Genomic DNA, 26,064 nt, shown 5'->3' on the forward strand with positions numbered 1-26,064 from the left:
GTGTATTCGCATAGCACACCAAATGGAATTGTTGATTTACTAGAACGATGCAAGTGCATTTCCTCAGAGATGATTCGACATACTAAATGTGGGTATGTAGGGCAAATAAGTATTGATAGCAAGCCTGTTCAGCCGAGGAGAAATCATGAATTTATTATCCAATCACTTCCTTGCTCTTATCACGAAATTAGTCATGAAGAGGGCTTGATTTGGAGAGCAAGGAAAAAGGTTCCTTTACTTTGCTCCCAAATCAATATTCAACATCTATCCAGATACTATGAATCGGTTCTATTTCAAATTTATAAAGCTTCAGGTTATGGAACTCTAAAGATTGAATTCTGGTGTATCGAGCCACACAAAAACTACAAGTTTGTTCATCACTGGTTTTGCTCCTACAGGGAAGTTGCTCTAATTGAACTTAACCCACCTTCCGAATAAGCTCTAAGGAAATAGAAAAAACTATGTAATTACCTTAAAAAGAAGTCTTTAAATCTTTACCTCAGTAAACTGCACAATCGAAATCATTGGCAGAAGCGAGGAATGCTAAAAAATAATACAACTCACCTAGTTCCAGATGGAAAAAACCACAACGGCTAGGGAAGCAGCTTAACATTAAGCACTTCTCTAGCCGTTCTTTTTTAGCAAACCAAATGAAAACATGACCGGACTTCTTATTTCCGTTTCAGTTGCTACGAAACCAAGTTCGCACACCAAAGTCTTTCAAAAAGATTAACCCAGCATTAATTCGCAGTTAGTACTGGGCAAATCCCTAATTCATATTTACCAACACTGATTTGCGGTCAGTGCTGGCAGAGTTTTCCGTGAATTAAAAGGAACCTATCTTATGATATCGAACATCAAAGAGCAATCGTCAATTAAAATTTGTATTGAGACTGCACCAACAGCCCCCACGATAAATATCCAATCGAGTCCACCGTTTGCACCAACACTCTATGAATATCTTGCTTTGCTTCCGGCGTTGCTTACTGCTGTTACTCCATTAATTTTGGGATTAAGGAATAACAAATTTTCGGAGTCAGGCAGACTAAATCCTAAGGGTAACGATTCTTCGGAGTTAGACAGACCAAACAAGGATAAGTGACCCGTTTTCAACATCCCGACCAATAGTTCAGCTTCAAGTGCTTATATAGACCACTACTACCAAAATCCAAACAACTCTTAACAAATAGGCGGCGAAGCGGAGTGTCTGCCGATGCCTGCACCGTTTTGGGTAGCTCATCAACGAGTGGATTTGTGGCAGTGGCAGACACCGCTCTTGATTGAGCTTGCTAGGTTTTGAGGTGCGTCATCACCTAGAGGGAAAATCCTTTATTTTGTCTAAGTTCTTGTTGCTGTTCTTCTGATATTATTTGTTGCAATACACGCTCTGCTTTTTGCCAAAGCTGAATATCTTCTCTTTCTACTGTCCCGATATTAATCGGTGAATACTCAAGCTCACCTGACTGGTTTCGGTTGACTGCCACTCGAAAAATCTCACCCCGTTCATCATGGGTAAATACAAATTCTCTACCCTGCTTCTCCAGAGTGGCACGTTTGAATCTAAGGCTATTTGAGCCAGTTTCTCTTAATTGCCAATTGATGAGTTCAACAGCAATTGGCACAGCTTTAGCTAAGAATTCCGATTCAATACACTGCTTTTGGTCGAGTGACTGTTCTGGTTCTGACTTTTGAGTTACCAGTTGATTGCTAGCGATTAGTACCAATTCTCTAGCTTCATCTTGTGTCCATCCGGCTGGACTGGCAAAGATAATTTCTTCAACATCTTGGGGTAGTTTATTATCTTTGAGCGCCCGTATAGCAATTTCTTTATCTCGGTCAGTCACTAATAAGTTTTGCAATTCGGCGCTGTAATACTCATATAACTCGGCTGGAAGATTATCTTTTAGCTTTGGTTCATCTGTGGTTATAGTTGGAGTTTGATTAAGAGCAACTGCATCCACTGGTTTTTGCGATCTATGGAGTTGCTCCAAATAAACAATCGCTGCTTCCAGGTCGTCGAATATGGTTCTTCCGGCTGATAGCTGCTGCTGATTTTGAGAAAGTTGTTGTGTTAATTCTAATACTGTTTCAGTTAATGCTGAAGAGACAGTCGATTGCTCAATATAATCAGAAATTGATGAAATGGCTCTCTTCTCTAGATATGATTGTAACTCAGTCGCAAGAACTGCATCCAGGTCTTTAAATGTAGCTTTAGCTGTAACAAGCTGCTCTTTGTATTGAGAAATTTGTTGCGTTAATTCTAATACTGCTTCAGTTAAGGCTGACTCGACAGTTGATTGCTCAATATAATCAGAAATTGATGAAATAGCTCTTTTCTCTACATGGGATTGTAACTCAGTCGCAAGCACTGTATCCAGGTCTTTAAATGTAGCTTTAGCTGTAACAAGCTGCTCTTTGTATTGAGAAATTTGTTGCGTTAATTCTAATACTGCTTCAGTTAATGCTGAAGAGACAGTCGATTGCTCAATATAATCAGAAATTGATGAAATGGCTCTTTTCTCTACATGGGATTGTAACTCATTCACAAGCGCTGTATCCAAGTCATTAAATGTAGTTTTAGCTGTAAAAAGCTGCTCTTTGTATTGAGAAATTTGTTGCGTTAATTCTAATACTGCTTCAGTTAAGGCTGACTCGACAGTTGATTGCTCAATATAATCAGAGATTGATAAGATAGCTTTCTTCTCTCTATGGGATTGTAACTCTTGAGTAATCGCCGATGATAGCTCGTCGAATGCGGTTCTACCTGCTTCGCTCCTCTGCCGATATTGAGACAGTTGTTCTGCTAATTGTGGTAACGTTTCACTTAAGGTTGACTCAACTGTTGACTGTTCAATAAAATTAGCAATTGCATCCACTATTCTTTGTGATCTAAGTTGCTCAGAAAGAGCAATTGCAGCTAATAGGTCGTCGAATGCGGTTCTACCTGCTGATAACTGCTGGTTATATTGAGAGAGTTGTTCTGCTAATTGTGGTAACGTTTCAACCAAGGCATCATCAACTGCTGACTGTTCAATAAAGTTAGAGATTGTATTTATGAGTTCTGAACTGGCTCGTTGGTCCGCATCTGATTTAGCTTGGTTTAGCTGGTGTTTAGTTTCGGCTATAGCTTTAGCTTCTTTCGGGAATATGGTTGATATTAGTTGTTGATTAACTGGCTTATTATCTAAAGATTCTAAGAAACTATTTAAACGTTTAATTTCGCTATCGTCCCGGAATGGGTCGTAGTTTATCCCCAATTCTGTCTGAAGCTTTGTAAAAGAACACTTATATTTATTGAGATTACCTCCCTGTTTCCAGAGCAAACGGGGGCTACCATCTTCATTAACTGAGCCAATATCAATACCAAACTTGATACCTCTTACCCCACCGTGACCGTAATAACTGACGATGGCTTTAACTTGATACTCTCTCCATAACTGCTCAATTAGCTGGGGCATTGTGGGTTTATTTACTGCCACTTGCTCAATCGCCCGTCGCATTATTTCTTCGCCTGGAAGTCCATCGCGCTCAACTCGTTCAAGTTGATTCCGGGTCATAGCTTTCTGCTTACTCTCCCAACTGCTTTGAACTTGGGTTAGCTGAAATTCTCGCTCTAGCAGTCGGGCGGAGTGTTCCGAATGGGCGTAATTGTTCCAGGTGCGAATAGATTTACCATCTAGGTTATTCACTCTAGATGCAACGATGTGGGTGTGGTCGTGTTCTTTGTCTGAGTGTCGCGCTATGAAGAAGTCATAGGCTGGTAGTTCTGTTTCTATAAATTCATCAACTAGCTCTTTTAGTTTGGTGTCAGTTATCCTTTTCTCAGGCTGTTTGACTTGGGATTCATCACCTTTTAACTGCGACAACACAATGATATTCGCAAAGTGCTTCTGAGACAGATTAGCTAATTCGTCATCATTGAGAGTTCTGTCAGTCTTAGGTACACTAAGCATTAAGTGATAGCATGGGTCTTTTAGTTGGGGGTTAAGGTGGGCTGATAGGGTAAACTGCTCTACCAATTCATTGGTACTTCTCCCGTACATATTCCCGCCAATAATTTTGGCTTTCTCTTTCTCAAGCACATATTTAGTAGTGCCACGAAATGATTTGTTAGCCTTGACTTTGGTAATCATTGCCCTTCTACCGATGCTTGAGTGAGTGATTGGCGAGTCTGCTCTAAAAGTGCTGTCAGTTCTTCAAGAGTTTTCAGATATGATTTCACCTCATTACTCAGGGGTTGGCTACCAATTTTCACAGCTTCGTTAATAGCTCTGGTCTGCTGATTCAGGTTGTTCCCAATCTTCTTTAGCTCGTAAATAGCCTGTCGGTTAACTTCGGGGATAGTTAACTTAGGGTGTGGCAAAGGGTAATCAAATAATCTCGCTCTTATATAGTCGCTTTGCACCACTCCACTACACCGTTGCTCTAACCTAGCTTTCTCGGCATAGCTAGCCCTAAACGTGATGGTTACTTCTCGCTTATCATCTGGTGCTACTGAACGATTGGTTAATGTGTCAGCTAGTTGATTACTGAGATTGGTACGAGGGTCTGCTTGCATAACTAGTTAGGAATTTGATTATTTTAATTTTTCTTTTTCACCGGGTTATTCGCTGTAGCTGCGATGGTGCGAAGCACCAAGCAGGTAGGCGAATAACCCGGAACCTTTTCTCACTTATTAACCCCTTGAAAAGACTTATTTAAAGGGGGTTTGGGGGACACCCCCAACAAGCAACCACGCCGCTTTTACTGAAGGTAAAAGTAGCACGAAGTGCGTTACGGCGTATTGCTTGCCTATGGCCCCACGACAGGCTAGGGTAAACCAGAACTAGGGGGCACAACCGGAGACTGGGGGAGTACGAGACTTTGGCGAACCACGAGTGGCTGTTTGCAATTACCTCGGTGTAACCGAGGGCATGGTCTATTGGGCAATGCTGGCCATACTAGTGATACGAAGGATGTTGATTCATGGGTAACTGCTTTTTTAGACTAGTCTACCTCACGAGGATACAAATCTTTTTCTGTTGATATTCGTCACATCATGACAAGAAACTTAAACTTTTTTTGACCACGATTTTTTTACAATGGAATAATTTATTACTAATGCTGAATATGTCGCGCAAACCAAAATCTGTCCCTTTATCAAAAATAGAAGATATTCAAATCAGTCTCAAACAGAAAGCTGCGACACCTAAAACTATCAGCCTGTCAGATTTAGTTCTCAGTTTGGCTAAACCTATTCAAGATATGTTAGACGCTGGCTACTCTTATGACGATGTTTCTGATGTGTTTAAAGGTCATGGGGTAGAACTAGCGGCCAGTGGTCTGAAGATTTTTCATAAAAAAGCAACAACAATAACGGAGAATAGTTCGAGTAATGAATCATCAAATAAAGCGGTTGAAGAATCAGTTAATTCTGACTCCGAGCCAGAATCAACTGATTCTTCAACCACAACTAATAATGATGTTCCAGCAGTAGAGCAAGATAGTTCACCAATTGATAGCAGTGAACCATCCGGCTCATCATCAACTAAAACTAGTAAACGAAAGAAAACAAATCCTAATACTTCTTCCCAATTTAATATCACTGATAGGAGCGAAATATGAAACGCATCGTGATGATACTGGGGGGCAAGGGTGGTACAGGTAAGACTGCCTTTACTCGCTTGCTATTGGATGTAATGCACAATAAAGGAATTAATTATTTAGCTTATGACGCAGATACAGAGAATCCAGAACTGTACGAGTACTATCAAAACTTTGGCTCAGGAGTAAGGCTGTTAAACTTCCTGGAGGTGGCAGAGGCGAAACGCTTCTTTACGGAAATCAAAGCGGAATCACCCGACTCAATAATAGTAGATATGCCGGGGGCATCAAGCAATAAAACTAGGGAGATTATCAGTAAATTTGGGCTATTCAAGATTGCAGGGGATTTAGGTTATCGAGTAACGCTGGTGACTGTGCTTAACCTTGGTTATTCAGTCATCACTAGCTTAAAAACTATGGCGGAATTCTGCGGCGATAAAGCAGATTATGTCGTAGTGAAAAATCTGTGCTGGGATAAAGGTTCAGGTTTTCAGCGCTGGGAGAATAGTAAAACATCGGCAGCGATAGCCGAATTAAAAGGTATAGAAATAGAAATGCCAGAGCTAGACTACTCGACCTTTGACACGTTGACAGAGAAAGGTCTACCTTACTCGGCTGCTACTGAAGAGAACGGATTTCCCTTTGGAGATTACCTGCTAGTGAGTGGATTTTTAGATCAGGCTAAACCAGAGCTTGAAAAAGCTGGGGCTTATTTGGGGTTGCAGCAACCAGAGGTAAGTCCTGCTGCTGAATCGTCTAAGGCTTCAACATCAAAACAAACATCTATCACTGCATCTACTTCTCGCCAGGGTAAAAAGAAAGCTAATGAACAGCAACGGTAATAGCAACGGCAATCCTCACTCTGAAACTGCTGATTTAGTAGAGAGCAGTGAACAGGGTGAGATCAAGATAGCACTGGGCAGATTATATAGAGAGTTTGAAAATTTTAAGCAGTCACAGAAAACTGAACGCGAAAGAGATAGGGCAGAGTTACAAGCATGGGCGCAAACGAATTTAATTCAGAATCAACTCCTCAGCAAAGCGATGGTGACAATCGAGATGCTGACGACCGAATTGAAGAATCAAAATCTCTCCTCGAACGAGTACGAGCAGAGCAACGAGAGTTTGAGACAAGAATTAACTCCCTTGCTGACGCAGTTAAAGAATATGCCCAAGTCATCAGCGACATTAGAGAGCTTAGAGTTCAAAGGGCTAAAGAGCGAGATAACAGAATTAAAACAGAACTGGAATCAATTGTTGAATCACACGCAGAGATTGACTACGGTTATTCAGGAGTTGAAGAACAGCCCTCGCCCCGAACCCATCACCATAGAGAAAGAGGTTTATCGCTCTGAACCCATAAGTAAATATGGGACGATGGGGTTGTTTAGTGCATTATTTACTTTGTTGATTTTCCTTGGATTCAATCAATTTATTCCGGTAAAAACCTCGGATGATTTCAATAACTATCTACAAGCTATCTGGCAGCGTACTGGTTATAGCAATGTCAAGCTACAACGGATAGAAAAGCGTTTGGGGACTGACCGAAATCGAAGATGAAGGGCAATATATAGTGATTGGGGCAAACAGGCTTAAGGTAATACTTGCCCCAATCATACAAATAATCAGAGATAAGAATCCACAAGTTTACCTTGAGTTGACCACTTCTCATCAAGAAGTCTACAAGCAACATAGACAACTTTTTGAGGGTTACGCTTATGTTTTCCATTTATCCCCCAGCAACGGACAGTGAAATCACTTTGATAACCTAAAACAAGTGCAAGCTCGTCATAAGTTAACTGCCATTTTTTCTTAAATTCTATTGGGTGCATAAATTTAGATCCATTACTAAGATTTCAGAGTTTTGGTGTCTTGATGTCTTGGAAATAATTGAAAGATAAAGGCTTTTTAAGATTGCAGTAATATTAAAAAGCGGTAAACCCTAACTTCTCACTACCGTTCAATTGCTTGGATTCTATAAGTTGTGCAATCGCACACCTTAAATAGCGAACGCCCTTTTTCTCTTCGCCCCACTTTCGGCTATTTCTAATCGCGGCAAAGCTGACTGGTGTTGTAACGGCTGAAGTAACGATATTTAAAATCTGCTCCTTATCAGCCTCAGAAATGCTGACGAATTCTAGCTCTGCAATTTCAGCCTCTTGGGTAGGCTTTGAGAAAATAGACTCAAGCTGATTAACTGCGTCTGGTGGTGCAATTTTCTCCCCTCTGGGCATAACTGCTGGCTGGTGATGCTGCACCAGTTCCGGGAAAAATTTGAGTAATGTTCTAGCTGGATCTGGTTGACCATTTCCTGGGTGTAACTCAGTTTTTAGCCAGTCAGGAATCATGCCGAGATTGCCACCGCTAACAGGTTCTCCAAAGTTATTAGGGGTACAGCCGGGATACGCGCAAATTGGGACACGTTGTAAAGTTATGTTACGCAAATGTTTGCAAATGCTTGATTTTGCGTTGTTTCAACACCAGTTTGAGCGTGCCACTCCCCGCGAAAACATCCCCTAAAAAGGTCATTTATGGGCAAGTTTGAGAGACGGAATCGCCTGAAGAGTTGATTTTAGTGTGCAAAAATTAGAATGTATTATTACCATTTTTGGGCAAGTTAGTAAATTGCAAAATTGGTTTCTGCAACATTTGTTTACAACGTGTCCCAAATTGCAGGTATCCCGGCTGTACCCCTCATACAGGTGGTAGAGAGTTTCGTGCATTTCTTTAACAGTGCGAAACGGTCGTTCTACCTTCCCCTTAGAACGAGCTGTCACCCGTCGTCCATCCTTGCCATTAGGTAAATGGGTACGTACTTCAATCCCCAAATAACCCATAACTTTTTGAAACACTAAGCTCTTAGCAATGGGCCCATTGTCCATGTACAGCATTTGAGGAATGCCTTGAAAGGGAAAGTCTGTCTCTTTTTTGGGTGACATGGCAGCAAACATAAACCGCAGTGCTGCCTCCACATCCTCACCGTAAACACCGTGATATTCTTGGTATGCAAAACCACTACGGTCATCCACGACACTATAGAGCATCAACAAGGGATGTCCACGTCCCGGTTCTATCCAAGCTGGTGCTTTTACGTGTTTGAGGTCTGATGGACTGAGATCAAAATGCCAACATTGATTGCTATATTCTGCCTGGAAGCGAACAGCAGGTGGTTGTCGCAGGAGGGTATCGCGGTCATAACCCCATTTGTTGAGATAACGATTGACTGTGGTTGGTTTGAGCAAACCTACTGGAACTGTGACATGACCCTCTGGAGTGTTTATACCATCGGATTCCAATAAACGGATTGCTTGCACAGTAGATAAATGGCGACCTTTGCGGTTAGAGGTACGTATTTTAATGGCAGCAATGATTTCGCAGTATCGCTCTAGTCCGGCTTTAGGAATCACACGCGGGACATCACAATCAACGCGGCGCACTGAGCGGACAACATTACCTTCTCGTAGTGTTCGATATACAGTATCTTCTGAGATGCCATACAGTTGAGCTATTTCTTGGACTAATACCCGACGAGATGGACTGCGCGGTGGTAGCTGCTCTAAGCGGCGACGTAGGTCTACGATGGCATCAATTGGTATTTGTTTCTTTGGCATTCTATGATTTCTCCACCAATTTGTCGTGGCGTGAGTGGAGATGTTTGCGTGACAACCAATCGTAGAGCGTGGAAGGTGAACAATCGACCAGTTTTGCAATCGAGCGTTTACTGATCCCTTTGGATAGATAGCTGCGAATTTCTGCTTCCCTTGTGTCCAGTTTCAAATGTGCAGATTGTCGTCCTTTGGGTCGTCCCAGTGTTTTCCCTTCAGCTTTTCGTTTGGCTAGTGCTTCGGTTGTTCTCAGTACAATCAATTCCCGCTCAATTTCTGCCGCCAAGCCTAAAACCGTTGCTGTAATTCGGCTTTGCATTGAATCATCTAGCACCATACCTTGTTTGGCGATATGGACGTTGATTCCTCGGCGCACGCAGCACTCCAGCATTTCTAATACTTGTAGGGTAGAGCGTGCCATCCGACTAACTTCTGAAAAAATGACTACATCTTTTGCTTGTGCTGTTTGATTCAATAGTTGTCCTACACCTCGCTCTAACCATTTCTCCCGTCCAGAAACTGTGTCCTCTATAAACTGAATGGGACTCAAAGCATGGGTGTTGGCATATTCTAAAATCCCATGCCGTTGGTTGTGTAGGTCTTGTTTGTCACTGGAGACTCTCAAGTAAGCATAAATAACCATAGCCATATTGGCTGTCGGTTTAAACAGCTTTATGTATTTAATTGAACGGTATTAGTCCAAATTAAACCACGAAAAGCGTACATATGTGTCCAGTAAAAAAGTTCGTTTAATTTGGACACTTAGAGAGCCATAAATGCTGTAACTCAATCCCCATAAGGGTTACGGCTTATTTGCAGTTAATGTGGTTTGAAAACCCTTGTTTGCAGTTTGAAAATTATGTTTGCAGTTTCATTTGCAAATAATGTGGTTTTGAGACCCCCCTTATTTGCAGTTAATGTGGTTTCAAAATCGCCTTGTTTGCGGTTTGAAGCGTTTATGTTTGCAGTTCGCTACATCTAACCAGACAACCGCTTGCCGGAAATTGCACTGATTAACGTGCATCACCAAGTCAATCGCACCGCCAGAGCCTTTGGAGTGTTCGGGAGCAAAGTCATAGAATTTTTCCGCATCTATATTAATGATGTGTCCGTGACCCCGCCACCGCTCACGCTCGTAATTTAGCCCCAGTTCCCAAGCGACATCCTCTAAAGCCAAGTCGCGCAGTTGTTGAGTCTGAGCCTCTAACGATCGCACCCGCTTCTCTAATTGCTGTCGTTCCTTTTCGCTATCCCTCGCCCGTTGCTCCGCCCTCTCCAATCGTTCTATCAGGAACTTTCGGTCAGCCAGTTGATGGTTAATCGCTTGAAAGTGTTCATCAGACTGAATCCTGGCAACGTAATTCCTAGCTGATTCAAAATTAGTTGGTGCTAATTGGTTATTTGTAATGACTGCGGTGAGTGGTTCACTGTTAACGGCTTGGTAATATTCCTTTACTTTGGTGTGGGTTGCTTTGCTACCCTTGACCCCCCGTTCAATGCCCAAAGGAGCAAGTGCAGTAGCATAACTATCTTGGAGTTTGGATAACTTGATTCTTCCCTGTCCACCTCTACCGCCAAACATCGCATCATGACTGACTCTCCCGGTTTTTTCATTCAATGGCACGATGTAGGCGTGAATGTGTGGGGTACTTTCATCTAGGTGGAGTTCTGCCCTGACGCACTTTGATCCATAGTTTTGAGATAGCCAGTCACGAGATGCGATCGCCCATTGCTGCATCAGTGAATCAGACCACTGCCCCGACAGAGATGGATCACCAGGGCGGAAATATTCAGGCGATGCCGAGAGAAACATTTCGGTGCATAACACTGCATCATGCCGAGGGCGATGCTTGAGCGTGGCAATCTTTTCTTTAACTATCTCTTCGAGTGCGCGTTCGTCTTCTCCCCCAATCAACCGGACATTCTCTTTGGTTGGATCTGCGTTGGGTGTTTCTCTATTCCTGGTAACATGGTCATCACTTCCGGCAACGTTGCCGAATGTTTTTAGTTTCTCAATTCTGAGAATTGTTAATGGCGACATCAAAGATTTATGCTACAAATGCAGTACTTTTGTAGTATGAAAAAACCCCTTCGGGCGAACGGCGGTTTCATGTCACGAGCGCAGCGAGAGATGGCGCAGCCACCCGCAGGGCATGAAACCATAGTGAGTATGGTATCACTTATACAAAACCCTGAAATCCACTTTTGGGGGAGAAATCGCGCTTACTGCCTACTGTCAAAATACGCCCAAAAGCACCTTTAGGGTACATAACGACAGTCGTTTGACAGTCATCGGGGTTTTGGACAATGACTGTCAAACGACTGTCATTTGGTACAGTAGAGGGATACTAGGGGTAGTTTACGGCGCATTTTGACAGTCGTTTAAATTTGGTATCAATCAACACGATGGCTTACTTATAATCCCCTCTAATTCGGTAGGAATACAGGACATGGAGCAACCTAATTTAGAAGTGCTTTCGATTAAGCGTAGTCACGACAGTAGCGATGGCCAGTTGCTGCAATTTTTACGAGAGCGTGAGCGTAAAATGTCGGGCAGAGGTTTGACTAAAATTGTTTTGAGTACTTTGAGAATGTGTTGGGGGCCTTTTGTCATGAAGCGTCAGGGTGCTGACAGCGACACTCTCAAGACTGCTGTGATTTACTCTGTCTCACAGTTGGAATTACAGATTCACTTGCTCAAGCAATTACTCGATTGAGCGATTCTTTGAAGTACAGTTGCAACACAAAGGTATTATATATTCTCAATAATTTTAAAGTTATTGAGAATGAGCCAGTTTGATAAAAATGGCTAAAAGCTAATTGGTGTATGTATTAGATACCAATTTTTTGGTCAAAGCGATGTTCTAAATAGCAGACATTTTGTAGTGAATAATCAAAGTTTCCTGACAGCTATAACAGTTAAAGGCGTGTATAAGCTGTGCATAATAGCAGACATTTTGTATATAAATAGGGGTTTTAGGTGCAAAATGTCTGCTATTTGTAACTGTGATTAATCAGACAATTTCACTACTTAAAGCAAGTTTCATCTCTATTGACAAGCGTGGAGATTGTAAAATGAACAATTTCTATTCAGGCATGAAGAAAAAAAATCGGATGTTAAGTGGGCTGGGTTAAGTTCAAGAAAGAATTATTGAAGCACAGTTGCAACATAAATGTATTATATATTCTCAATAATTTTGAAGTTATTGAGAATGAATCCAGCGCTCAAAATTTGCTGTAAGTCATATTCAGTGAGCATTACACCAGAATTTTTCGATAAATGTCTTATGCCCAACTGGTAGCAGTAGGGCTACTGTATAGCTACCAGTTGGGGAATCATCAAATTTTCAACAACTCGCTTTTTTACTACTCAACTGGTAGCTGTGTGTCACCAGTTGAGCTACCCAACAGCTACCAGTTGGGCAAGGTATTTAGAACTACTATTTCAATACTGACAAACTACATAAAACCTGTGTAATAAGTGATGTTTACGTTGTCAAGTCACAGCCAGCGTTGACTGCACCAGTTGTAGCGGTCAATGCCCCAAGCTACAAGAGTAATGTTTTAGAGTCGCCTGAGCTTGAGGGGGAAGCGGCTGATTCAATCAGACCTGCTTCAATAGTTCAAGGTCAGGCTTCGTCGCAAGAATTGGATGCGATTTTTGGAGGAGATTGAGCGAAGAATATTTGAACGATAAGCCGCCGCAGTTGTAGCTGTTAACTGTTAGGCGGCTTCTGTCGTGCTTATGTAGTTTGTTGGTAGTCTTTTTTGATGGCTGTTGCTTCGGCTTCTGCTTTTCAATTTTGGCTGTCAAAAACTTTCCGCCAAATATGGCGTACTGTGCGTCAATAAAAGATGGATTACAGAGCTTATGCACTAATTAGCGTGTTTAAAATTAGTAGGTAAATATGGGGATAAATCGGGTGACTTTTGGGATTTATTGGGAATTATTGAGCTAATGAGAATTTAGTGACTGGAAGATGTTGAAGAGGTAAAAAATCAGGGATGAATTTGAATTTGCGTTCTGTAGGATTGGGATATATTGAGTTTAATTGGTGAGAATTGGTGAAAATCGAGAATTTGGGCGATTTTCGGTGTCATGCACAAAACAGCAAAATCAAAGCACAATTGTAATCTTTCACAAGATTTATTTACAAAAGCTGAAAGCATTACGGTATAGGCGTTTTCGCCTTTTCAGAATAATTCTTAATAAGGGGTCAAAAACGGGGTAAATTTTTGTAGATTTAATGTTGAATCTTGGTTCTGTTTCAAGGAGAATGCTCAACGTTCAATTTGTTTGTGATCAACTACGATAGTCAAGCGATCGCGCACCTTCTGGTCAACCTAATCCAAGATAAAATCAAGAGCGAAGAATTTTAATTGATGATGAGCCAGGGGTAAGCTATGGAAGCCAAAAGCGAAGTGACAATAAAATTTAGTGGCGAACTACCAACAGCTACACCTCTTGAGAATAAGAAAGTTGCAATCGAGTTCACTGATCAGAATGGTATAGTCTTCACTGCTCAAGTTAATGCCAAAAGCTGGCGGAAGGCTGAAACTAGCGCCTCGGAATTCGCAGACTGGGCTGGGGCAGTTTCGGGCAAGCTTGGCCAACGAACAGAGAAGGGCTTTGAAATTATTGATGCCGGAATTCAGCTTTTTGAAAAGAAGGCGAAGGAAGTCAAACCAGATGTAGGATCTGCCGTAGCTGAGGCTGGTGCAGGTTAATAGGCGTATAGCAAGCGTCATGAGCTTTCTGCCTCTGCCAATATTTCATTGCAGAGGTAGAGGCAGTTTAAATTGCAAGTTCAATGAAATTCTGATTATTGATGGACTCAAGTTATTTTAATGAATTTCCAGAATCTTGTTTTTTAATCCTGCAAATCTATGTTATCTTCCAATTCTTCAGCAGTGTCTGAGTAATTGAACATGAAGACAAATTTATTTTTAGGTAGAATTAGTGTTGGAAGATAAAGGGGTTGATCATCCCAATTTTGCTCCTTGTCACCTTTTTCATACATAAGCAAAAGGGTAGGAACATTTGGGTACTGAACTTTAGCTTTACTCAGCACTCTATTATTGATAAAACCAACTCCTCTCCATCCAGACGGCTCTTGTCGTCTCAATGTTAGTCCAGTACCTGTTTTTGCTCGAATAACATTGAGCCGTCCCTTTGAAATACCTTGTGCCTTCATTTGCTCAAGTAAGTCTTTAACCCTGTCATCTTGCCAGGAGTATGCTGGCCAATAGCGGCTTTTTATATAAGAGAGAATTTTGATGAGAAAGTCAACTTCTACTTCGTGATACTCGCCTTTCTCACTTATACTTTCGTAACCAGCCAGTAGCCGATCTAACTCTTCTACATTTTTTTTAACTTCCGAGGCTTTCCACAAAGAAGCGCGAGGAAAAATGTGTGAACCTGGGGTAAAAGCATGAATTTGTGCCAAATTCAAGACATTAGACCGCGTTGGCTCCAGTTTTCGCCCTATCCAAACAGGCTGAATGTTAATATTATTAGGGTCATCACCTATGGCTTGGCGCATTCCTTCATCAGCTTCATGAATTGCTCGGAAATCTTCTAAAATATGCTGAGGTAGAAAAAGGCGAGTTACATCAAGTAATTCCTGACGATAACCAAACATTCGTGCGTGTTGATGAACCGTATCCATCATCTTTTGTTTAGCATCACGAAGGTAATAAGTTACCATTAATCCGTCAATAGTGACACCACGTCCAAGTCTATTACCCCCTATAAGAATATTCATTCCTGGGTTATACTTTAGTTCTTTTTCTGGGTTATTAGCATTAATAACTTTTGCTCTGACACTTTGTAATTCAGGTTTTAATTCTTCAATAAGTTCATTAAGAGGTGGTAAATTTATAGCTGTTTTACTTAATTCTTTATAAGCTTCATCAAGCCACTTTAATGCCTCTTTCTGTTTGGTGATAGAAGATTCCTCACAAATAGCTTTATCAAGCTCTAAAATAAAGCTACTAATAATTTTTTCTAAATTTTTGTGGTTATCTTTTTTGTAACATATATGGGCTAAAAAAGAATATTTCTCATCTTCACTGCTTGATTGCATCTTATAAATTGATCCTAAAAAAAAGCAGCACAGAGCTAATTTAAGCCCACTAGGAATATCCCAGTTATTACCAGGATTTTCTCCCTCCTGCTTTTTTAAGCGATCTAATTCTTCAGCTTGAACTGTACAGGAATATAGGCTGTCTTCCTTAAAAAATAAGTCACCTCCCATGTAACTATTTCCTGGCTGAGGAAGAGCAGCAGAGAAAACTGGTTTGCAAGGATGGTCAAGATTTTGCAGCAGAAGGCTTTGAGGCGTTGCTGTAATTTGTATATATATATGATTAGCTACTTCCTTCCGAATCTCGCCTATTTTGGTAAAAATTGCGCTATCTGGAACTATATCTTTACCTTTCTTACTCTGTTTTGCTTCATTTGTATTCAAACTAGCATTGTCGGCTTCATCGTCGAATATAAGAGTTGGTACACTACTAGCTTTAGCAAACTTGAGAACCTGAAGAAGGTTATCTAAGTGGCGTACATTCTTTGTAGATACTAGAACGACTCCTCTTTTTTTGATATAAGGAAGCAATTTACTTTCAGCAAAATCTTTTGGTATATCATTTCTCCATTCTTCCCAATTAAAAACAACAGGCCCACCTTTAAGTTGTTTGACAAAACGATCGGCAGTTTGTTTACCTAGCCATGTATTATCAGAAGTTAACACAATAAAACAACGGAAAAGGTTAGCCTGAGCAAGCGCAAGTGCAGCAATGGTAGTATTAGTTTTCCCGCTTTGAACCTTGCCATAGATTAGCCCGGTAGTACCATCAGCTATTTCTCCTTTGTGAGGGTTACTAACAATACCTGTACCTGTAGCACCAACATCGCCAAAACCAAACGTTCTGGAGTAGACATCAACACAATTGCGGACTACATCAATAGCAGTTTGTTTTAATTGCTCTGCTGCTGTATCTCCGTTTTTGCTTTTTACTTTGTCAATAACCTTATTAATACAGTATCCATCTGTTGCAATATTTATCCTACTCATAAGTATTATCCTGGTTGCTAAAAAGTATACGAGGCCAGTCATTTTGAGGCACTGTCTGCTCCATACGCTGCCTACCTGGGCCACTAACATGATAACTGCTGTGTGCCTTGCGAGACACGGATATGTGTTGGTCAGCAATGCTACTATTTTTGTCTAAGATACTCCAAAGCCTTTTTTCGGAGATACAACAGATGCCATCTTTATGGCATATAAATGCCAAAAATACAGTTGCATCGTAGTATTTGATACGTAAAGTATCTAAAGCTAATCCTTCTTGGTTGCTTAAGGTAAATGGCCATGCAGATTTTGGTTTCTTGGAAACCTTAAAGAGAACAGCTAAATTACTGCTATCAGTTTCAACTAAATAGATTGAGGGATGTATCCAAGATGCGTAAGTTATTTTTAGGCGCTCTCCATACTCAATTAGTCGCAAAAATGCCGCGCCATAAAGAAATTCTTGATCATTGATCATGATCAAAACTATGCCAAGTTAGCTTCAGGGGAATAAAGACAGTCCGGTTATTCATTTAAACAGCAACATCATTGTTAAGTACACTATTATATTAAATTTGTTAAAAAAGTCACATATTATTGGGGTGTTGCTTCTATCTTTTCACTAATCCTCCCCCAACTACTGAGCAAGCCGTGAATAAATTGGCAACCAAGTATAAGCCAAGACATAACAAAAAATCAGCAATATGGACTAGAAAAACTTGATTTTGCATTATCAAGAACCCTGTCATAGTGACTAGGTTTTTTAGCATCCACTTATATCCTCTTAAAAGTATTGCTATTACTCGATTGTGGGATACACAATTCATGTAACGAAAAAACGAAATCTTGATTTCGTCAAATATGTTTTTCTTGTTTTAGCGAAATCGTCTTTGCATTATGACGAAAACACGATATAACTAATTCGCTATAGGGCGAAAGGACGAAATTTGATGACCGTATTGGTGGGTGTCATTTCTCAAAAAGGAGGGGTAGGTAAAAGCACCCTTGCTCGGCTTATTGCCCGTGAATATGCTGCTGCTGGCTGGGATGTAAAAATTGCCGACCTAGATATTTCTCAAGGTACGAGTACGGATTGGAAACAACGCCGCGAAGTAAATGGTATTCAGCCGGAGATTGCTGTTGAACCATTCCGCACTGTAGCTCAAGCTCTGAAACACGCCTCGGTTTATGACCTCATGGTTATGGATGGGCCACCGCATTCTATGCAAGGCACTCTAGAAATTGCCCGTGCAAGTGATTTACTTGTCTTACCCACTGGTTTATCACTAGATGATCTCAAACCGTCTGTACTGTTGGCGCATGAATTGGTAAACGCCAAAATTCCTACAGATAAAATTATTTTTGTTTTATGTCGAGTCGGCGATCGGGAGAATGAAATTGAGGATGCCCGATCATATATTCATAAAGCTGGATATGTCACAGTGGCTGGTTCAATTCCAGAAAAGACTGCTTACCGTCAGGCAAGTGATAACGGTCGTGCTGTTTCTGAGGTCACGTTTCCAACCTTAAAGCAACGGGCAGAACAAGTAGCCCAAGGAATTATTGATCTGTTGAGTAAGCAAGAGTCCTAATTATGTCAACTAAACCACCTCCACCACCTCGCAAACCAAGCAAAGGTGAACCCCCTAGCATTAAGGAAACAAAAGATAACTTGGAGAAGCCCGATCCAGGGGAAATTTCCAACTTAAATTTTAAAGTACCTGCCGAGTTTAAAAAGGATTTTAAGATTGCGGCTGCTACTTACGGTTGTACCCAAGTCGAGCTATTGCAACGGATTTTTAAATACTGGACAGATAATCACGGTTAATCGTTATTTCGTCCTTTCGCTAAATCACGAAATAACGATGGGACTCTTAAGTGATGACAGCGATCGCTCTTTTAGCACTTGTAAATACTCCTTGTTCACGAGGAAGGGCTGAAACCCTTGTTTTTAGTTCATTTCCAAAAGTTTGTGATTGACTGGTAATGAACGAAAACGATAATTTTGTGTTGACACCAGGGCGATATGTAGGTATTCCTGATGAAGTGGAGGATGGGGTGAGCTTTGAGGAGAAAATGAGTGAGCTTACAATGGCATTAGGTGAGCAGATGCGAGAGGGGCAATTGTTAGATGAGGAGATTAAACAGCAATTGTTAAAGGTGGGATTTATCGTTAGTGATGAGTTAGTTGATTTTTAAGGAGATGAATATGACTCAAGTTATTTTGAAACAGCTTAATCCCATTGTTATAGAAAAACTAAAACGTCTGGCTCAGAGTCATCAGCGGACTTTGGAAGAAGAAATCACATCAATCCTTGAGGATGTAACGGAAAATACACCGATAATTACATCTAAAAGTAGGGACTGGTCGCCTGGTTTTTTTGAGCAGACTTGTGGTGGTTGGCAGGGGGAATTGTTAGTTAGAGAGCCTCAGCCAGAAGCACAGGAACGAGAGCCGCTATTATGAGTTATTTGTTAGATACTAATGCCTGTATTCGGTATCTTAATTCCAGTAATAATCCAGTTTTTTATCGCTTAAATTCACTGCCACCAGATGATGTTTTTCTGTGTGATATTGTAAAATTTGAGCTTTATTACGGAGCTTACAAAAGTTCTAATAGAGACAAAAACTTGGCAACATTAAAGATATTTTTTGATGAATTTGTTAGCTTACCTTTCGATGGTCAATCGGCAGATATTTGTGGTTATATTCGTTCTGAATTGAATAAAAAAGGAACACCAATTGGAGTTTATGATTTACAAATTGCTTCAATTGCTCTTGCTAATAATTTGGTGTTGGTAACTCATAATGTGGGAGAGTTTAGCCGTGTGGAAGGGTTGCAGTATGAAGACTGGGAAGTTGCGGTATGAATTAATAAAAATGCCAAACTTATTTTTAAGGAGATGAATATGACTCAAGTTATCTTGAAACAGCTTAATCCTATTGTTATAGAAAAACTAAAACGTCTGGCTCAGAGTCATCAACGGACTTTGGAAGAAGAAATCACATCTATCCTTGAGGATGTAGCAGAAAAAGAGGAAGAACAAACAAGGTCTGAGGGCTTTTGGGATATGACTTTACAATTTAGAGAAAGGATGCAGCAGGAGAATATTACTTTTGATGATGCAGATTTGGCGGATCTGCGCGATGCCTACGGCGAGCGCAGCTAGCGCTCTGTCCACAGTCAAGAATTAATGGTTGCTAAAAGTTCTTCTTTTCTTTTTTCTAATTCCGAGATTTTTCGGTTCAAACTTCGGATTTCTGTATTGATTTTTGATAATTCAGCTTTGCACTTTTGAGTTTTTAAATAATCCGACCCATATTTTTCAATGATAAAATCTTCTACCTCATTCCTTAAGAGTTTGAAGCAGGGATTTCCATATAAAGTATTGTGCCGATATTGCAATTTTCCTGATTTGATAGCCTCAAGAATTTCTGCTAGATCAAGGTTAAATTCTTTTTGGGCTGTTTTCTCGCTCAGAGTAGCTCCCTTTTGCCCCCAAGCGGAATTGTCTTCTTCATGATTCATAAATCCCCCCAATCAAAATTCATAAAACGTTGAGCATTCAGCAAGGTATATTTTTCAGTGTGTTTGAGGGAAGCGGTGTCCGAGAAAGTCTTGGATTTCCCTAGTGTTGTAACCCTGATTCATTAAATAGTACCCGCAGGCATGACGCATCATGTGACAGTGAGCTTTGTCGGTGTAGATGTGAGAAATATTATCTACTTTGTTGAGCAACCTGCGGAATGTAGGGTTTAATGACTCCAATTTCCGACTCTAATTTTCTTTCCTCTCGGTTAGGTTAGGAATAAGTAACTGTATCTAACTGAGTAATCCACTGCGTAATTTGTCCGCGCCTATCATTACTTACCAGATCAATCGCGGCTTTAATCGCTGGCTTTTTATAGATTTCCCATAAATCAGAAATCATCTCAATGTCTTCACAGATTTCCAGATCACCCGCTATTGCTACCAGATTTTCTTCGGTCAACCATTCCTTCATTTCGTTTTCATACTGTGCTTTCATTTGGTTGAGTCTGTCTTTTTCTAAACCAGACAAATTACTCCAAATAACTTTCTTCACATTGTCTGGACGACGAGACATAATTCGGGTTACATTTTCCCATTCAATAGCGTTGCGAACACGGGAGACTAAACATTTTATGCTGTACTCAAATGCCCATTCTGAACATTCAAGTAGTTGAATAGCGTAAATTAGCTCCGAGAGAGTTAGTTCTTGGCAATTTAAAAACCAGTTTTTGATTGTGTCATTATAGAATAATAGCTTTTTTTCTTGGCTTCTAAACTTGCGCTTTTTGGCTTCAATAATTGGGAGCAGCAAAACAGGACGGACTTCAGCAGGAACTTCTTTAAATTCAATCTCGTTGCTAGAAACAATCACTGGTACTCCACTATTTTCTATTCCAGAATCCTCTGACAATATCCACTTAAAAGATTCGCCGCAGTTGGGACAATCCGCCTCATATTGAGTCACAAACTCTAAGAAGGTGGAATTAAAGTATTCTTTAGTACGAATTAGGGCTGGCATTGGTTTGAAAACATGGTGACAGTGCGGACAGCATCTCGCCCCAAAGCTATCCGGGTCGCAGGATATCGGCTCAAGGCTCCATTCCCTGTTGTCACAGGGACGACCAAGCCGAAACCAGTTATCAGTCATGTCTAGGACAGTTGCATATTCCTTAAGCGGTGCAGGGCGTAATATTCTGCCAATCATTTGCAACCAGAGAGTAACACTACTGGTGGGACGAGCAATCACCGCTGCAAGTGAGTCAGGACAATCAAATCCCTCAGTCAGAATTGCACAATTGCTAATCACCTGCGTCTGACCATTACGAAATCTATCTAAAATTGATTTGCGCTCAGAGTGTGGTGTATCTCCATCAAGATGCTCACAGGTGATGCCATCTGCACGAAATATTGCTGCGATATCTTGAGAGTGCTTCACGTTGACCGCAAAAATAATTGTCTTTTGACCAGTACAAAATTTTTTCCATTGCTTTAACACCTCAGACGGTTTGTAATCAGAAGCAACTTCTTCTAATTCTTTTCTGGTGAAGTCGCGTTTTTTAGGGACTTTGTGTTTGGAATATTTAAAGCCAGCGATTAGCTTATAATCTGTCAAATATCCAAGGGCCATTAATTCTTTGGTCTTAATTGAGCAAATCAGGTGGTCGAAAATATCTCGCAGTCCGTAACCATCCTCACGTCTTGGTGTAGCTGTCAATCCCAAAATGAGTGCATCTGGATAAGCATCCAACAATTTGCGGTAACTGTTAGCTGAAGAATGGTGAGCTTCGTCGATAATGACAAGCTTCGCTATTGGGTAAGTTTGGCGACGAAAAAGAGTTTGGATACTGGCTACTTGAATTAAGGAATCAGTTGGCTTGTATCCTGCTTTTATGATTCCTGGTTCTACTCTTGTGGCTGCGGTCAGTTTCTCGCTCGCCTGGAGAATTAATTCTTCCCTGTGCGCTACTACCAACACACCTTCACCTTGGGCTATAAATTCAGATGTGATTGCAGCAAAGATAATAGTCTTGCCGCCACCCGTACTCAGTTGCAATAATACTTTTCTAATTCCACAAGACCAAGCAGTAAAAGTTTTTGAAACTAAATCTTGTTGGTAATCGCGCAGAATCAACATTTCTTTTGTATGTCGCTCCTTGTTCAAATTGCTTTCTTGCTTTATTTCCTGCTTTCTTTATAACCTTCCTCTTCACCTGAGTTCATAAGATTTACTTGAATAGATCCGATGATGAAGGCGAAGATGGGGCGAACACCACAAAACTCAATGGAAAGCCTGGAATATCAGCATAGTCCGAAACCTTTTCCCAAGTAATTGAGTTAAGTAATTGAGTAACTTATTCCTCTAACTCAATTTGCTCAAACGCTTGCTCTACTGTGCCTAAACCAGTGCGCTGAAACATTCATGGCATTCTCCAATTCTGCTGCTGCCGCCCGCTTCACCAATAGTCTAGCAACCCATTCAATCCAACCCATCCATCAATAATTCAGACATCTCCAGTTGATCACGATTGCGGTTGTCATCGTAAATCTGAAGCGTGTTTAATTTAGCGTGTCTACTAAGTTTCTGGGCTTTCCGCACATTGCCATCAGTCTTTTCAAGTACAGCAGTGATAGCACTGTGGCGGCAACGGTGCGGACTCATGTGTTTTTCAACACCAGCCCGTTTAAACAAGCGCTTGACTATTTTATAAATGCCATCCCCAGTTAACCTGTTACCATAATTTTGGAAGTCCACCGAGGTAAACAACGGACGCGATGAAGACATATCCCCACCACGGGCAATCAGCCAGTCAGTAATCGCTATCACAGTGACTTTTGGCAGGTTAATTGTCACTCGTACTTGCTTGCCCTTCCCAAAAATTGATAGCGTCCCTCTAGATGGGTCAAAATGTCTTACATCTAAGGTGCTAATCTCATTTCTCCTCAAAGCATTGCCCCACAGTAGGAGCAACAAAGCATAGTCCCGCTTCCCCGCTAACGTAGAGCGATCGCACCCCTTAATGACTGTCAAAAATTCCTCGCCTGTACAACCGCTAGTGTCGCGGTATGACTGCACTGGGATGCTGTCAACATCCACAGCATAGTTGCATACACCCAGCTTTCGGCCAAAAGCAACTAGAGATTTAATTGCAGCTAGTCGGCGGTTTATCGTGTTAGGTGCTAGTCCAGCTTCATTGAGTATGGCTCTGTACTTAGTCACTACCAGCGTGGCTTTGTGACCTGATAGATGCAAAAACTCCAAGATAGAATCTCTGTTAGGACGCACTCCCGTCATGCGCGTAAAAAAATCGGTGATATCTTTGCGGTAAGCTTTACGGGTTCCCTCGCTGTTCTTGGATTTCAGCAATTCTTCCAAAACATCGGGGTCAGAGTCAATGGAGCCAGCAAAGTATGCCTCAATTTTGGCACTGAGGGCATTTTCCAATTTTTGGACTACAACTAACTCGACGGATTCCGTATCTTGGCTCATAACTCCCCCCGGCTACGGTATCGAGAATGGCTCTTTCCAATACCGACTACCATTATCCAGCACTCTTGGTCACAGTGTTGGGGTTTTGCTCCTGTTGCGACTTGCCTTCATTGTCTGTACTCCCTTCTATACCCCGTTTGGTGAATCGTTGCTATCAGTTTTGATATCATTTTTGGCAGAAGGAGGGCGATCGCTTTGTTTCCACAAGGAATTGACTATGACTCCCCCTGCGTAAGTTGGTTGTATTTTCCTAATCCCGTTTGAATTCCATTTGGGCGAAGTGGTCTTGCAGCAGTTTGTGGATGAAGCGGTAGCGTCCGCCGACACGCTGGAGGAATAATCGCTCGGTGCAGTAGTCAAGGAAACGGGCGTAGTTCCAAGGAATATAGCCGTTGCGGTAGAGGATGAGGCGTAGGATGAAGTGTTGAATACAAGCTCCGCCACCACCAAAAAACCAACCAAAAATAAACCCAATAATTAGGTCATTAATTATATGGTGGAAGTTAGGTAGATGGTATAAGTAAGGACTTTTATACACAAATTTATATATAAAGTTTAAAAATAAGTCTACAGATATATTAAATGCAACCCAAATTAATCCTATGATAATTCCCAAAATAATAGCATTTATTAATGTTTTCCAAATTCCTTCATTAGCTCTAGTTTTTACCTCTATTTCAGAACCAGTTAACCAACTAATCAACCCAAGTATTCCCCCCCAGAAAACTCCTGTCCATGAACAAAATACAAAGTAACCAATTAAAGAAGAAGATCCCAAAATGCCTAAATAAAAAATAAAAAAAATAACACTTCCAAAATTATCAGTATAAATCACATCTAAATTAATACTAAGCAGAATAAATTTAGGGGAAATTCCCTTAAGATATACAAATATCCATAAAAACAAAATTGCTAAACCTAACACCACTAATTCATGCAAACCTTGAGGAATTCTATCAAATACTTCTATCATCCTCTGAAAAGGTTTAAAAAGAAACTGTATAAATTTCTTACAAATATTTATAAATATTTGGGTTTTTCTTTTAACTGGTAAACCGAACAGTATTTCTACTGCTTCCAACATTTTTAATTCTGCTGAAAGGTTAATAATTATTAGAAAGTTTACCATCACAAAAGTTACAAAAGACAATATATTTATTAAGATTGAGTTGAAATTTAAAAAACTTTCTGTAAACTTAAACTGTATGTTTGGAATTAAAGGCATACTTAATAAAGTCAAAAAAGAGGATAAAAACCATAGAATCAAAATTAAAAAATTTTTCCTAATTAATAAGCCCGCTTTGAATCCTTTTAAAATTTGCTTTTTTACTTCTATCCATTTATTAATAGTTAAAGTTTCAATAATTTGAATTTTTTCTTTATTAGCAAAAAATAATGCTAGTATTAAACCATAAAATAATCCCGAGGATTTAGCACCAATTAAGTAAAAAAATAGCCATAATGTTGCTGAAATACTTATTAGTAACTGTAGACGAAATGTTCTAATTTGTCCTAAAGATAATAAACTACTAGGCTGTATTTTTTCAAGTATAAATTCATTTTGCAATTCTTTTTGTAATTGCTGTGCTAACCAAATTAGCCACATCCGAGTTTGTTTAGCATTAGGAGATTTGTTTTTAAAATATGTTCTACTGTTGATATTCCGTGTCAACATCCGTCCTATATAGGCATCTAGCAAATACTGAATTTGGTCTGCTGTAGAGTTCAAATGCTGCCACTCTTCAACAGATATTTCTTGAGATACTAGAACAGTAATGCTGAGTAGTAATGGAGTTTTCATTAACTCTAGTAAGTCTAAGTCGCTACTGATGGTTGACCACAGTTCTATAGAATTTATAGAGGTTAGATAATCACAAATTTGATTGCTGGTTAAAGGCTGTAAGTAGATAGCACCGTTAAGTTGTAATTGAGTTGAGTAGTTACTATATTCCTCAATCCGACTACAAACAACTAGATAAAGTGGTCTAGTTTCACCTGCTAAAAACTGATTAATTTTTTGGACACAAAGTTCTTGACGCTGTGGTTCAAGTTCATCCAAACCATCAAGCAATGGTAGTAATTGGTGATTGTTTACCCACTCTTGACCAAGCTTTTTTGAGACACCATACTTAGATTTAAGTTCTGCCACTAACCAATCAGTTATAGATTGGCGGTCATCTTTCCAAGTGGACAAGTTGAATAAAACTGGAACGGGATAATCAGGCTGTTCTTCCGCACGACCAACTAAAGCTTGAGCCAGTTCTAATTGTGTAGTCGTCTTTCCTGACCCCGGCGCACCTAAAATTAAAAGCTTACCTGCAATTTCTGGGGAATCAAAAACTTCTAAAATTGTTGTCGTGTCTGGGAGAGGTTCAGGAGGTTTTATACCAATTTTTATCTCTGCATCCCAAGGTCTTTTTACCTGCTGGGGTTGTGACTCTTTACCCAAATTAATCAGCACGGCATTGTGGAGAGATTGCCTTAATCGTGCTGTAACTTCTTCCTTGACTGCGGCTAATAGTATCCGTTCGTTCTTTGGTCGGGCAGGGTTGCCTACTGGTGTTGTCTGCTGACCAAGAATTAACTCCTTGATGGTAAGCATCAAGTTGTTATTACCCTGAATTACTGTGTTGCTGTCACCTAAAACAGATTGGTTTTCATTACCTTGAACTACTCGGTTTTGATTACCTTGAACTACATTTTGGGGTGTAGAACTATCAGCCTGTTGTGTTGAATTTGCATCAGGCTGTTGCGAATCAGAGTTTTCTGGTAGCTGCTGACTCATA

Annotated in this window: 26 protein-coding genes and 2 pseudogenes; 14 read left to right on the plus strand and 14 right to left on the minus strand. The window is 40.5% G+C overall.

Annotation, left to right across the window (positions count from 1 at the left end; genetic code table 11):
* Positions 1 to 844 precede the first annotated feature (844 nt).
* Positions 845 to 1,102 carry a hypothetical protein gene (locus FD724_RS33870; protein WP_179076089.1) on the plus strand — a complete coding sequence of 86 codons (258 nt, stop codon included), beginning with the start codon at positions 845 to 847 and terminating at the stop codon, positions 1,100 to 1,102.
* A gap of 211 nt (positions 1,103 to 1,313) precedes the next feature.
* Here the strand turns inward: FD724_RS33870 and FD724_RS33875 are convergent, their stop codons facing one another.
* Together FD724_RS33875 and mobC are read right to left on the minus strand one after the other, a co-directional pair.
* Positions 1,314 to 4,133 (minus strand): relaxase/mobilization nuclease domain-containing protein, encoded by a 2,820-nt coding sequence (locus FD724_RS33875; RefSeq protein WP_256874679.1) that lies wholly within the window; start codon positions 4,131 to 4,133, stop codon positions 1,314 to 1,316.
* Positions 4,130 to 4,558: a plasmid mobilization relaxosome protein MobC gene (gene mobC, locus FD724_RS33880; protein ID WP_179076090.1), complete on the minus strand. Its 429-nt coding sequence runs from the start codon at positions 4,556 to 4,558 to the stop codon at positions 4,130 to 4,132. Before mobC ends, FD724_RS33875 begins: the two co-directional genes overlap by 4 nt.
* Positions 4,559 to 5,109: 551 nt before the next feature.
* On the opposite strand from mobC, the gene FD724_RS33885 reads away from it, so the two are divergent.
* From FD724_RS33885 to FD724_RS33895, 3 genes are read left to right on the plus strand one after another with little or no spacing between them, the layout of a single operon-like run.
* A complete protein-coding gene (locus tag FD724_RS33885; protein WP_179076091.1) occupies positions 5,110 to 5,604 on the plus strand; it encodes a hypothetical protein in 495 nt (164 codons plus the stop codon).
* Positions 5,601 to 6,425: a hypothetical protein gene (locus FD724_RS33890; protein WP_179076092.1), complete on the plus strand. Its 825-nt coding sequence runs from the start codon at positions 5,601 to 5,603 to the stop codon at positions 6,423 to 6,425. Before FD724_RS33885 ends, FD724_RS33890 begins: the two co-directional genes overlap by 4 nt.
* Positions 6,409 to 7,143, plus strand: coding sequence for a hypothetical protein (locus FD724_RS33895; RefSeq protein WP_179076093.1), 735 nt, complete (start codon positions 6,409 to 6,411; stop codon positions 7,141 to 7,143). The genes FD724_RS33890 and FD724_RS33895 overlap by 17 nt, the downstream gene beginning before the upstream one ends.
* A 65-nt stretch (positions 7,144 to 7,208) precedes the next feature.
* Here FD724_RS33895 and FD724_RS33900 read toward each other — a convergent pair whose 3' ends face one another.
* Together FD724_RS33900 and FD724_RS33905 are read right to left on the minus strand one after the other, a co-directional pair.
* Complete coding sequence (locus FD724_RS33900) at positions 7,209 to 7,415, minus strand: hypothetical protein (RefSeq protein ID WP_179076094.1); 207 nt, start codon at positions 7,413 to 7,415, stop codon at positions 7,209 to 7,211.
* Between the two features lie 93 nt (positions 7,416 to 7,508).
* Positions 7,509 to 7,931, minus strand: coding sequence for a hypothetical protein (locus tag FD724_RS33905; protein WP_179076095.1), 423 nt, complete (start codon positions 7,929 to 7,931; stop codon positions 7,509 to 7,511).
* On the opposite strand from FD724_RS33905, the gene FD724_RS40450 reads away from it, so the two are divergent.
* Positions 7,930 to 8,103, plus strand: a complete 174-nt coding sequence (locus tag FD724_RS40450; protein WP_218651553.1) for a hypothetical protein — start codon at positions 7,930 to 7,932, stop codon at positions 8,101 to 8,103. The genes FD724_RS33905 and FD724_RS40450 overlap by 2 nt on opposite strands.
* 146 nt (positions 8,104 to 8,249) lie before the next feature.
* Here FD724_RS40450 and FD724_RS33910 read toward each other — a convergent pair.
* The 3 genes and pseudogenes from FD724_RS33910 to mobV all read right to left on the minus strand — a co-directional run.
* Positions 8,250 to 9,194, minus strand: a pseudogene (locus FD724_RS33910) (IS481 family transposase); the annotation flags it as partial.
* Position 9,195: 1 nt separating this feature from the next.
* Positions 9,196 to 9,831, minus strand: coding sequence for a recombinase family protein (locus tag FD724_RS33915; protein WP_179076134.1), 636 nt, complete (start codon positions 9,829 to 9,831; stop codon positions 9,196 to 9,198).
* Between the two features lie 282 nt (positions 9,832 to 10,113).
* Positions 10,114 to 11,229, minus strand: coding sequence for a MobV family relaxase (mobV, locus tag FD724_RS33920; RefSeq protein ID WP_256874680.1), 1,116 nt, complete (start codon positions 11,227 to 11,229; stop codon positions 10,114 to 10,116).
* Between the two features lie 36 nt (positions 11,230 to 11,265).
* On the opposite strand from mobV, the gene FD724_RS33925 reads away from it, so the two are divergent.
* From FD724_RS33925 to FD724_RS33935, 3 genes are all read left to right on the plus strand, one after another.
* Complete coding sequence (locus FD724_RS33925) at positions 11,266 to 11,451, plus strand: hypothetical protein (RefSeq protein WP_179076096.1); 186 nt, start codon at positions 11,266 to 11,268, stop codon at positions 11,449 to 11,451.
* A gap of 187 nt (positions 11,452 to 11,638) precedes the next feature.
* Complete coding sequence (locus FD724_RS33930) at positions 11,639 to 11,905, plus strand: hypothetical protein (RefSeq protein ID WP_179076097.1); 267 nt, start codon at positions 11,639 to 11,641, stop codon at positions 11,903 to 11,905.
* 1,687 nt (positions 11,906 to 13,592) lie between these two features.
* A complete protein-coding gene (locus tag FD724_RS33935; protein WP_179076098.1) occupies positions 13,593 to 13,916 on the plus strand; it encodes a hypothetical protein in 324 nt (107 codons plus the stop codon).
* A 143-nt stretch (positions 13,917 to 14,059) separates the two neighbouring features.
* Here FD724_RS33935 and FD724_RS33940 read toward each other — a convergent pair whose 3' ends face one another.
* Both FD724_RS33940 and FD724_RS33945 read right to left on the minus strand, forming a co-directional pair.
* On the minus strand, positions 14,060 to 16,264 hold the full coding sequence (locus FD724_RS33940) for a Z1 domain-containing protein (RefSeq protein ID WP_179076099.1): 2,205 nt from the start codon (positions 16,262 to 16,264) through the stop codon (positions 14,060 to 14,062).
* Positions 16,257 to 16,736, minus strand: coding sequence for a hypothetical protein (locus FD724_RS33945; RefSeq protein WP_179076100.1), 480 nt, complete (start codon positions 16,734 to 16,736; stop codon positions 16,257 to 16,259). Before FD724_RS33945 ends, FD724_RS33940 begins: the two co-directional genes overlap by 8 nt.
* 472 nt (positions 16,737 to 17,208) lie before the next feature.
* On the opposite strand from FD724_RS33945, the gene FD724_RS33950 reads away from it, so the two are divergent.
* The 6 genes and pseudogenes from FD724_RS33950 to FD724_RS33975 all read left to right on the plus strand — a co-directional run bounded on the left by FD724_RS33950 (position 17,209) and on the right by FD724_RS33975 (position 19,429).
* On the plus strand, positions 17,209 to 17,850 hold the full coding sequence (locus tag FD724_RS33950; RefSeq protein ID WP_179076135.1) for a ParA family protein: 642 nt from the start codon (positions 17,209 to 17,211) through the stop codon (positions 17,848 to 17,850).
* A 2-nt stretch (positions 17,851 to 17,852) separates the two neighbouring features.
* On the plus strand, positions 17,853 to 18,086 hold the full coding sequence (locus FD724_RS33955) for a hypothetical protein (RefSeq protein ID WP_104910315.1): 234 nt from the start codon (positions 17,853 to 17,855) through the stop codon (positions 18,084 to 18,086).
* A 164-nt stretch (positions 18,087 to 18,250) separates the two neighbouring features.
* Positions 18,251 to 18,457: pseudogene (locus FD724_RS33960) on the plus strand (DNA methyltransferase); the annotation flags it as partial.
* A 10-nt stretch (positions 18,458 to 18,467) separates the two neighbouring features.
* Complete coding sequence (locus FD724_RS33965) at positions 18,468 to 18,725, plus strand: hypothetical protein (protein ID WP_179076101.1); 258 nt, start codon at positions 18,468 to 18,470, stop codon at positions 18,723 to 18,725.
* A complete protein-coding gene (locus tag FD724_RS33970) occupies positions 18,722 to 19,129 on the plus strand; it encodes a type II toxin-antitoxin system VapC family toxin (RefSeq protein WP_179076102.1) in 408 nt (135 codons plus the stop codon). Before FD724_RS33965 ends, FD724_RS33970 begins: the two co-directional genes overlap by 4 nt.
* Before the next feature lie 39 nt (positions 19,130 to 19,168).
* The gene (locus tag FD724_RS33975; protein WP_256874681.1) at positions 19,169 to 19,429 is read left to right on the plus strand and encodes a hypothetical protein; all 261 of its coding nucleotides are present in this window, start codon (positions 19,169 to 19,171) and stop codon (positions 19,427 to 19,429) included.
* A gap of 14 nt (positions 19,430 to 19,443) precedes the next feature.
* Here the strand turns inward: FD724_RS33975 and FD724_RS33980 are convergent, their stop codons facing one another.
* From FD724_RS33980 to FD724_RS41295, 5 genes are all read right to left on the minus strand, one after another.
* Entirely contained in the window at positions 19,444 to 19,788 is a 345-nt protein-coding gene (locus FD724_RS33980) for a hypothetical protein (RefSeq protein WP_179076103.1), read from the minus strand.
* Positions 19,789 to 19,842: 54 nt separating this feature from the next.
* Positions 19,843 to 20,028 (minus strand): tyrosine-type recombinase/integrase, encoded by a 186-nt coding sequence (locus FD724_RS41775; protein ID WP_306297114.1) that lies wholly within the window; start codon positions 20,026 to 20,028, stop codon positions 19,843 to 19,845.
* A gap of 34 nt (positions 20,029 to 20,062) precedes the next feature.
* Complete coding sequence (locus FD724_RS33990; RefSeq protein WP_256874682.1) at positions 20,063 to 21,952, minus strand: DEAD/DEAH box helicase; 1,890 nt, start codon at positions 21,950 to 21,952, stop codon at positions 20,063 to 20,065.
* Between the two features lie 315 nt (positions 21,953 to 22,267).
* Positions 22,268 to 23,278: a tyrosine-type recombinase/integrase gene (locus FD724_RS33995; RefSeq protein ID WP_179076104.1), complete on the minus strand. Its 1,011-nt coding sequence runs from the start codon at positions 23,276 to 23,278 to the stop codon at positions 22,268 to 22,270.
* Positions 23,279 to 23,528: 250 nt separating this feature from the next.
* Positions 23,529 to 26,063, minus strand: a complete 2,535-nt coding sequence (locus FD724_RS41295; RefSeq protein ID WP_256874683.1) for an NACHT domain-containing NTPase — start codon at positions 26,061 to 26,063, stop codon at positions 23,529 to 23,531.
* Between the last annotated feature and the right edge of the window lies 1 nt (position 26,064).

This window comes from Nostoc sp. C057 (assembly GCF_013393925.1).
Taxonomy (GTDB): Bacteria; Cyanobacteriota; Cyanobacteriia; order Cyanobacteriales; family Nostocaceae; genus Nostoc; species Nostoc muscorum_A.

What these genes read in the sequence shown, in the direction of transcription:
- FD724_RS33975 (WP_256874681.1), top strand. Translation starts at nt 19,169, where the DNA reads ATGACTCAAGTTATCTTGAAACAGCTTAATCCTATTGTTATAGAAAAA.
- FD724_RS33930 (WP_179076097.1), top strand. Translation starts at nt 11,639, where the DNA reads ATGGAGCAACCTAATTTAGAAGTGCTTTCGATTAAGCGTAGTCACGAC.
- FD724_RS33875 (WP_256874679.1), bottom strand. Translation starts at nt 4,133, where the DNA reads ATGATTACCAAAGTCAAGGCTAACAAATCATTTCGTGGCACTACTAAA.
- FD724_RS41295 (WP_256874683.1), bottom strand. Translation starts at nt 26,063, where the DNA reads ATGAGTCAGCAGCTACCAGAAAACTCTGATTCGCAACAGCCTGATGCA.
- FD724_RS33955 (WP_104910315.1), top strand. Translation starts at nt 17,853, where the DNA reads ATGTCAACTAAACCACCTCCACCACCTCGCAAACCAAGCAAAGGTGAA.
- FD724_RS33905 (WP_179076095.1), bottom strand. Translation starts at nt 7,931, where the DNA reads ATGATTCCTGACTGGCTAAAAACTGAGTTACACCCAGGAAATGGTCAA.
- FD724_RS33890 (WP_179076092.1), top strand. Translation starts at nt 5,601, where the DNA reads ATGAAACGCATCGTGATGATACTGGGGGGCAAGGGTGGTACAGGTAAG.
- FD724_RS33870 (WP_179076089.1), top strand. Translation starts at nt 845, where the DNA reads ATGATATCGAACATCAAAGAGCAATCGTCAATTAAAATTTGTATTGAG.
- FD724_RS33970 (WP_179076102.1), top strand. Translation starts at nt 18,722, where the DNA reads ATGAGTTATTTGTTAGATACTAATGCCTGTATTCGGTATCTTAATTCC.
- FD724_RS33895 (WP_179076093.1), top strand. Translation starts at nt 6,409, where the DNA reads ATGAACAGCAACGGTAATAGCAACGGCAATCCTCACTCTGAAACTGCT.
- mobC (WP_179076090.1), bottom strand. Translation starts at nt 4,558, where the DNA reads ATGCAAGCAGACCCTCGTACCAATCTCAGTAATCAACTAGCTGACACA.
- FD724_RS33940 (WP_179076099.1), bottom strand. Translation starts at nt 16,264, where the DNA reads ATGAGTAGGATAAATATTGCAACAGATGGATACTGTATTAATAAGGTT.
- FD724_RS33945 (WP_179076100.1), bottom strand. Translation starts at nt 16,736, where the DNA reads ATGATCAATGATCAAGAATTTCTTTATGGCGCGGCATTTTTGCGACTA.
- FD724_RS33885 (WP_179076091.1), top strand. Translation starts at nt 5,110, where the DNA reads ATGTCGCGCAAACCAAAATCTGTCCCTTTATCAAAAATAGAAGATATT.
- mobV (WP_256874680.1), bottom strand. Translation starts at nt 11,229, where the DNA reads ATGTCGCCATTAACAATTCTCAGAATTGAGAAACTAAAAACATTCGGC.
- FD724_RS33980 (WP_179076103.1), bottom strand. Translation starts at nt 19,788, where the DNA reads ATGAATCATGAAGAAGACAATTCCGCTTGGGGGCAAAAGGGAGCTACT.
- FD724_RS33915 (WP_179076134.1), bottom strand. Translation starts at nt 9,831, where the DNA reads ATGGTTATTTATGCTTACTTGAGAGTCTCCAGTGACAAACAAGACCTA.
- FD724_RS33935 (WP_179076098.1), top strand. Translation starts at nt 13,593, where the DNA reads ATGGAAGCCAAAAGCGAAGTGACAATAAAATTTAGTGGCGAACTACCA.
- FD724_RS33965 (WP_179076101.1), top strand. Translation starts at nt 18,468, where the DNA reads ATGACTCAAGTTATTTTGAAACAGCTTAATCCCATTGTTATAGAAAAA.
- FD724_RS33950 (WP_179076135.1), top strand. Translation starts at nt 17,209, where the DNA reads ATGACCGTATTGGTGGGTGTCATTTCTCAAAAAGGAGGGGTAGGTAAA.
- FD724_RS40450 (WP_218651553.1), top strand. Translation starts at nt 7,930, where the DNA reads ATGCCGAGATTGCCACCGCTAACAGGTTCTCCAAAGTTATTAGGGGTA.
- FD724_RS33925 (WP_179076096.1), top strand. Translation starts at nt 11,266, where the DNA reads ATGAAAAAACCCCTTCGGGCGAACGGCGGTTTCATGTCACGAGCGCAG.
- FD724_RS33995 (WP_179076104.1), bottom strand. Translation starts at nt 23,278, where the DNA reads ATGAGCCAAGATACGGAATCCGTCGAGTTAGTTGTAGTCCAAAAATTG.
- FD724_RS33900 (WP_179076094.1), bottom strand. Translation starts at nt 7,415, where the DNA reads ATGCACCCAATAGAATTTAAGAAAAAATGGCAGTTAACTTATGACGAG.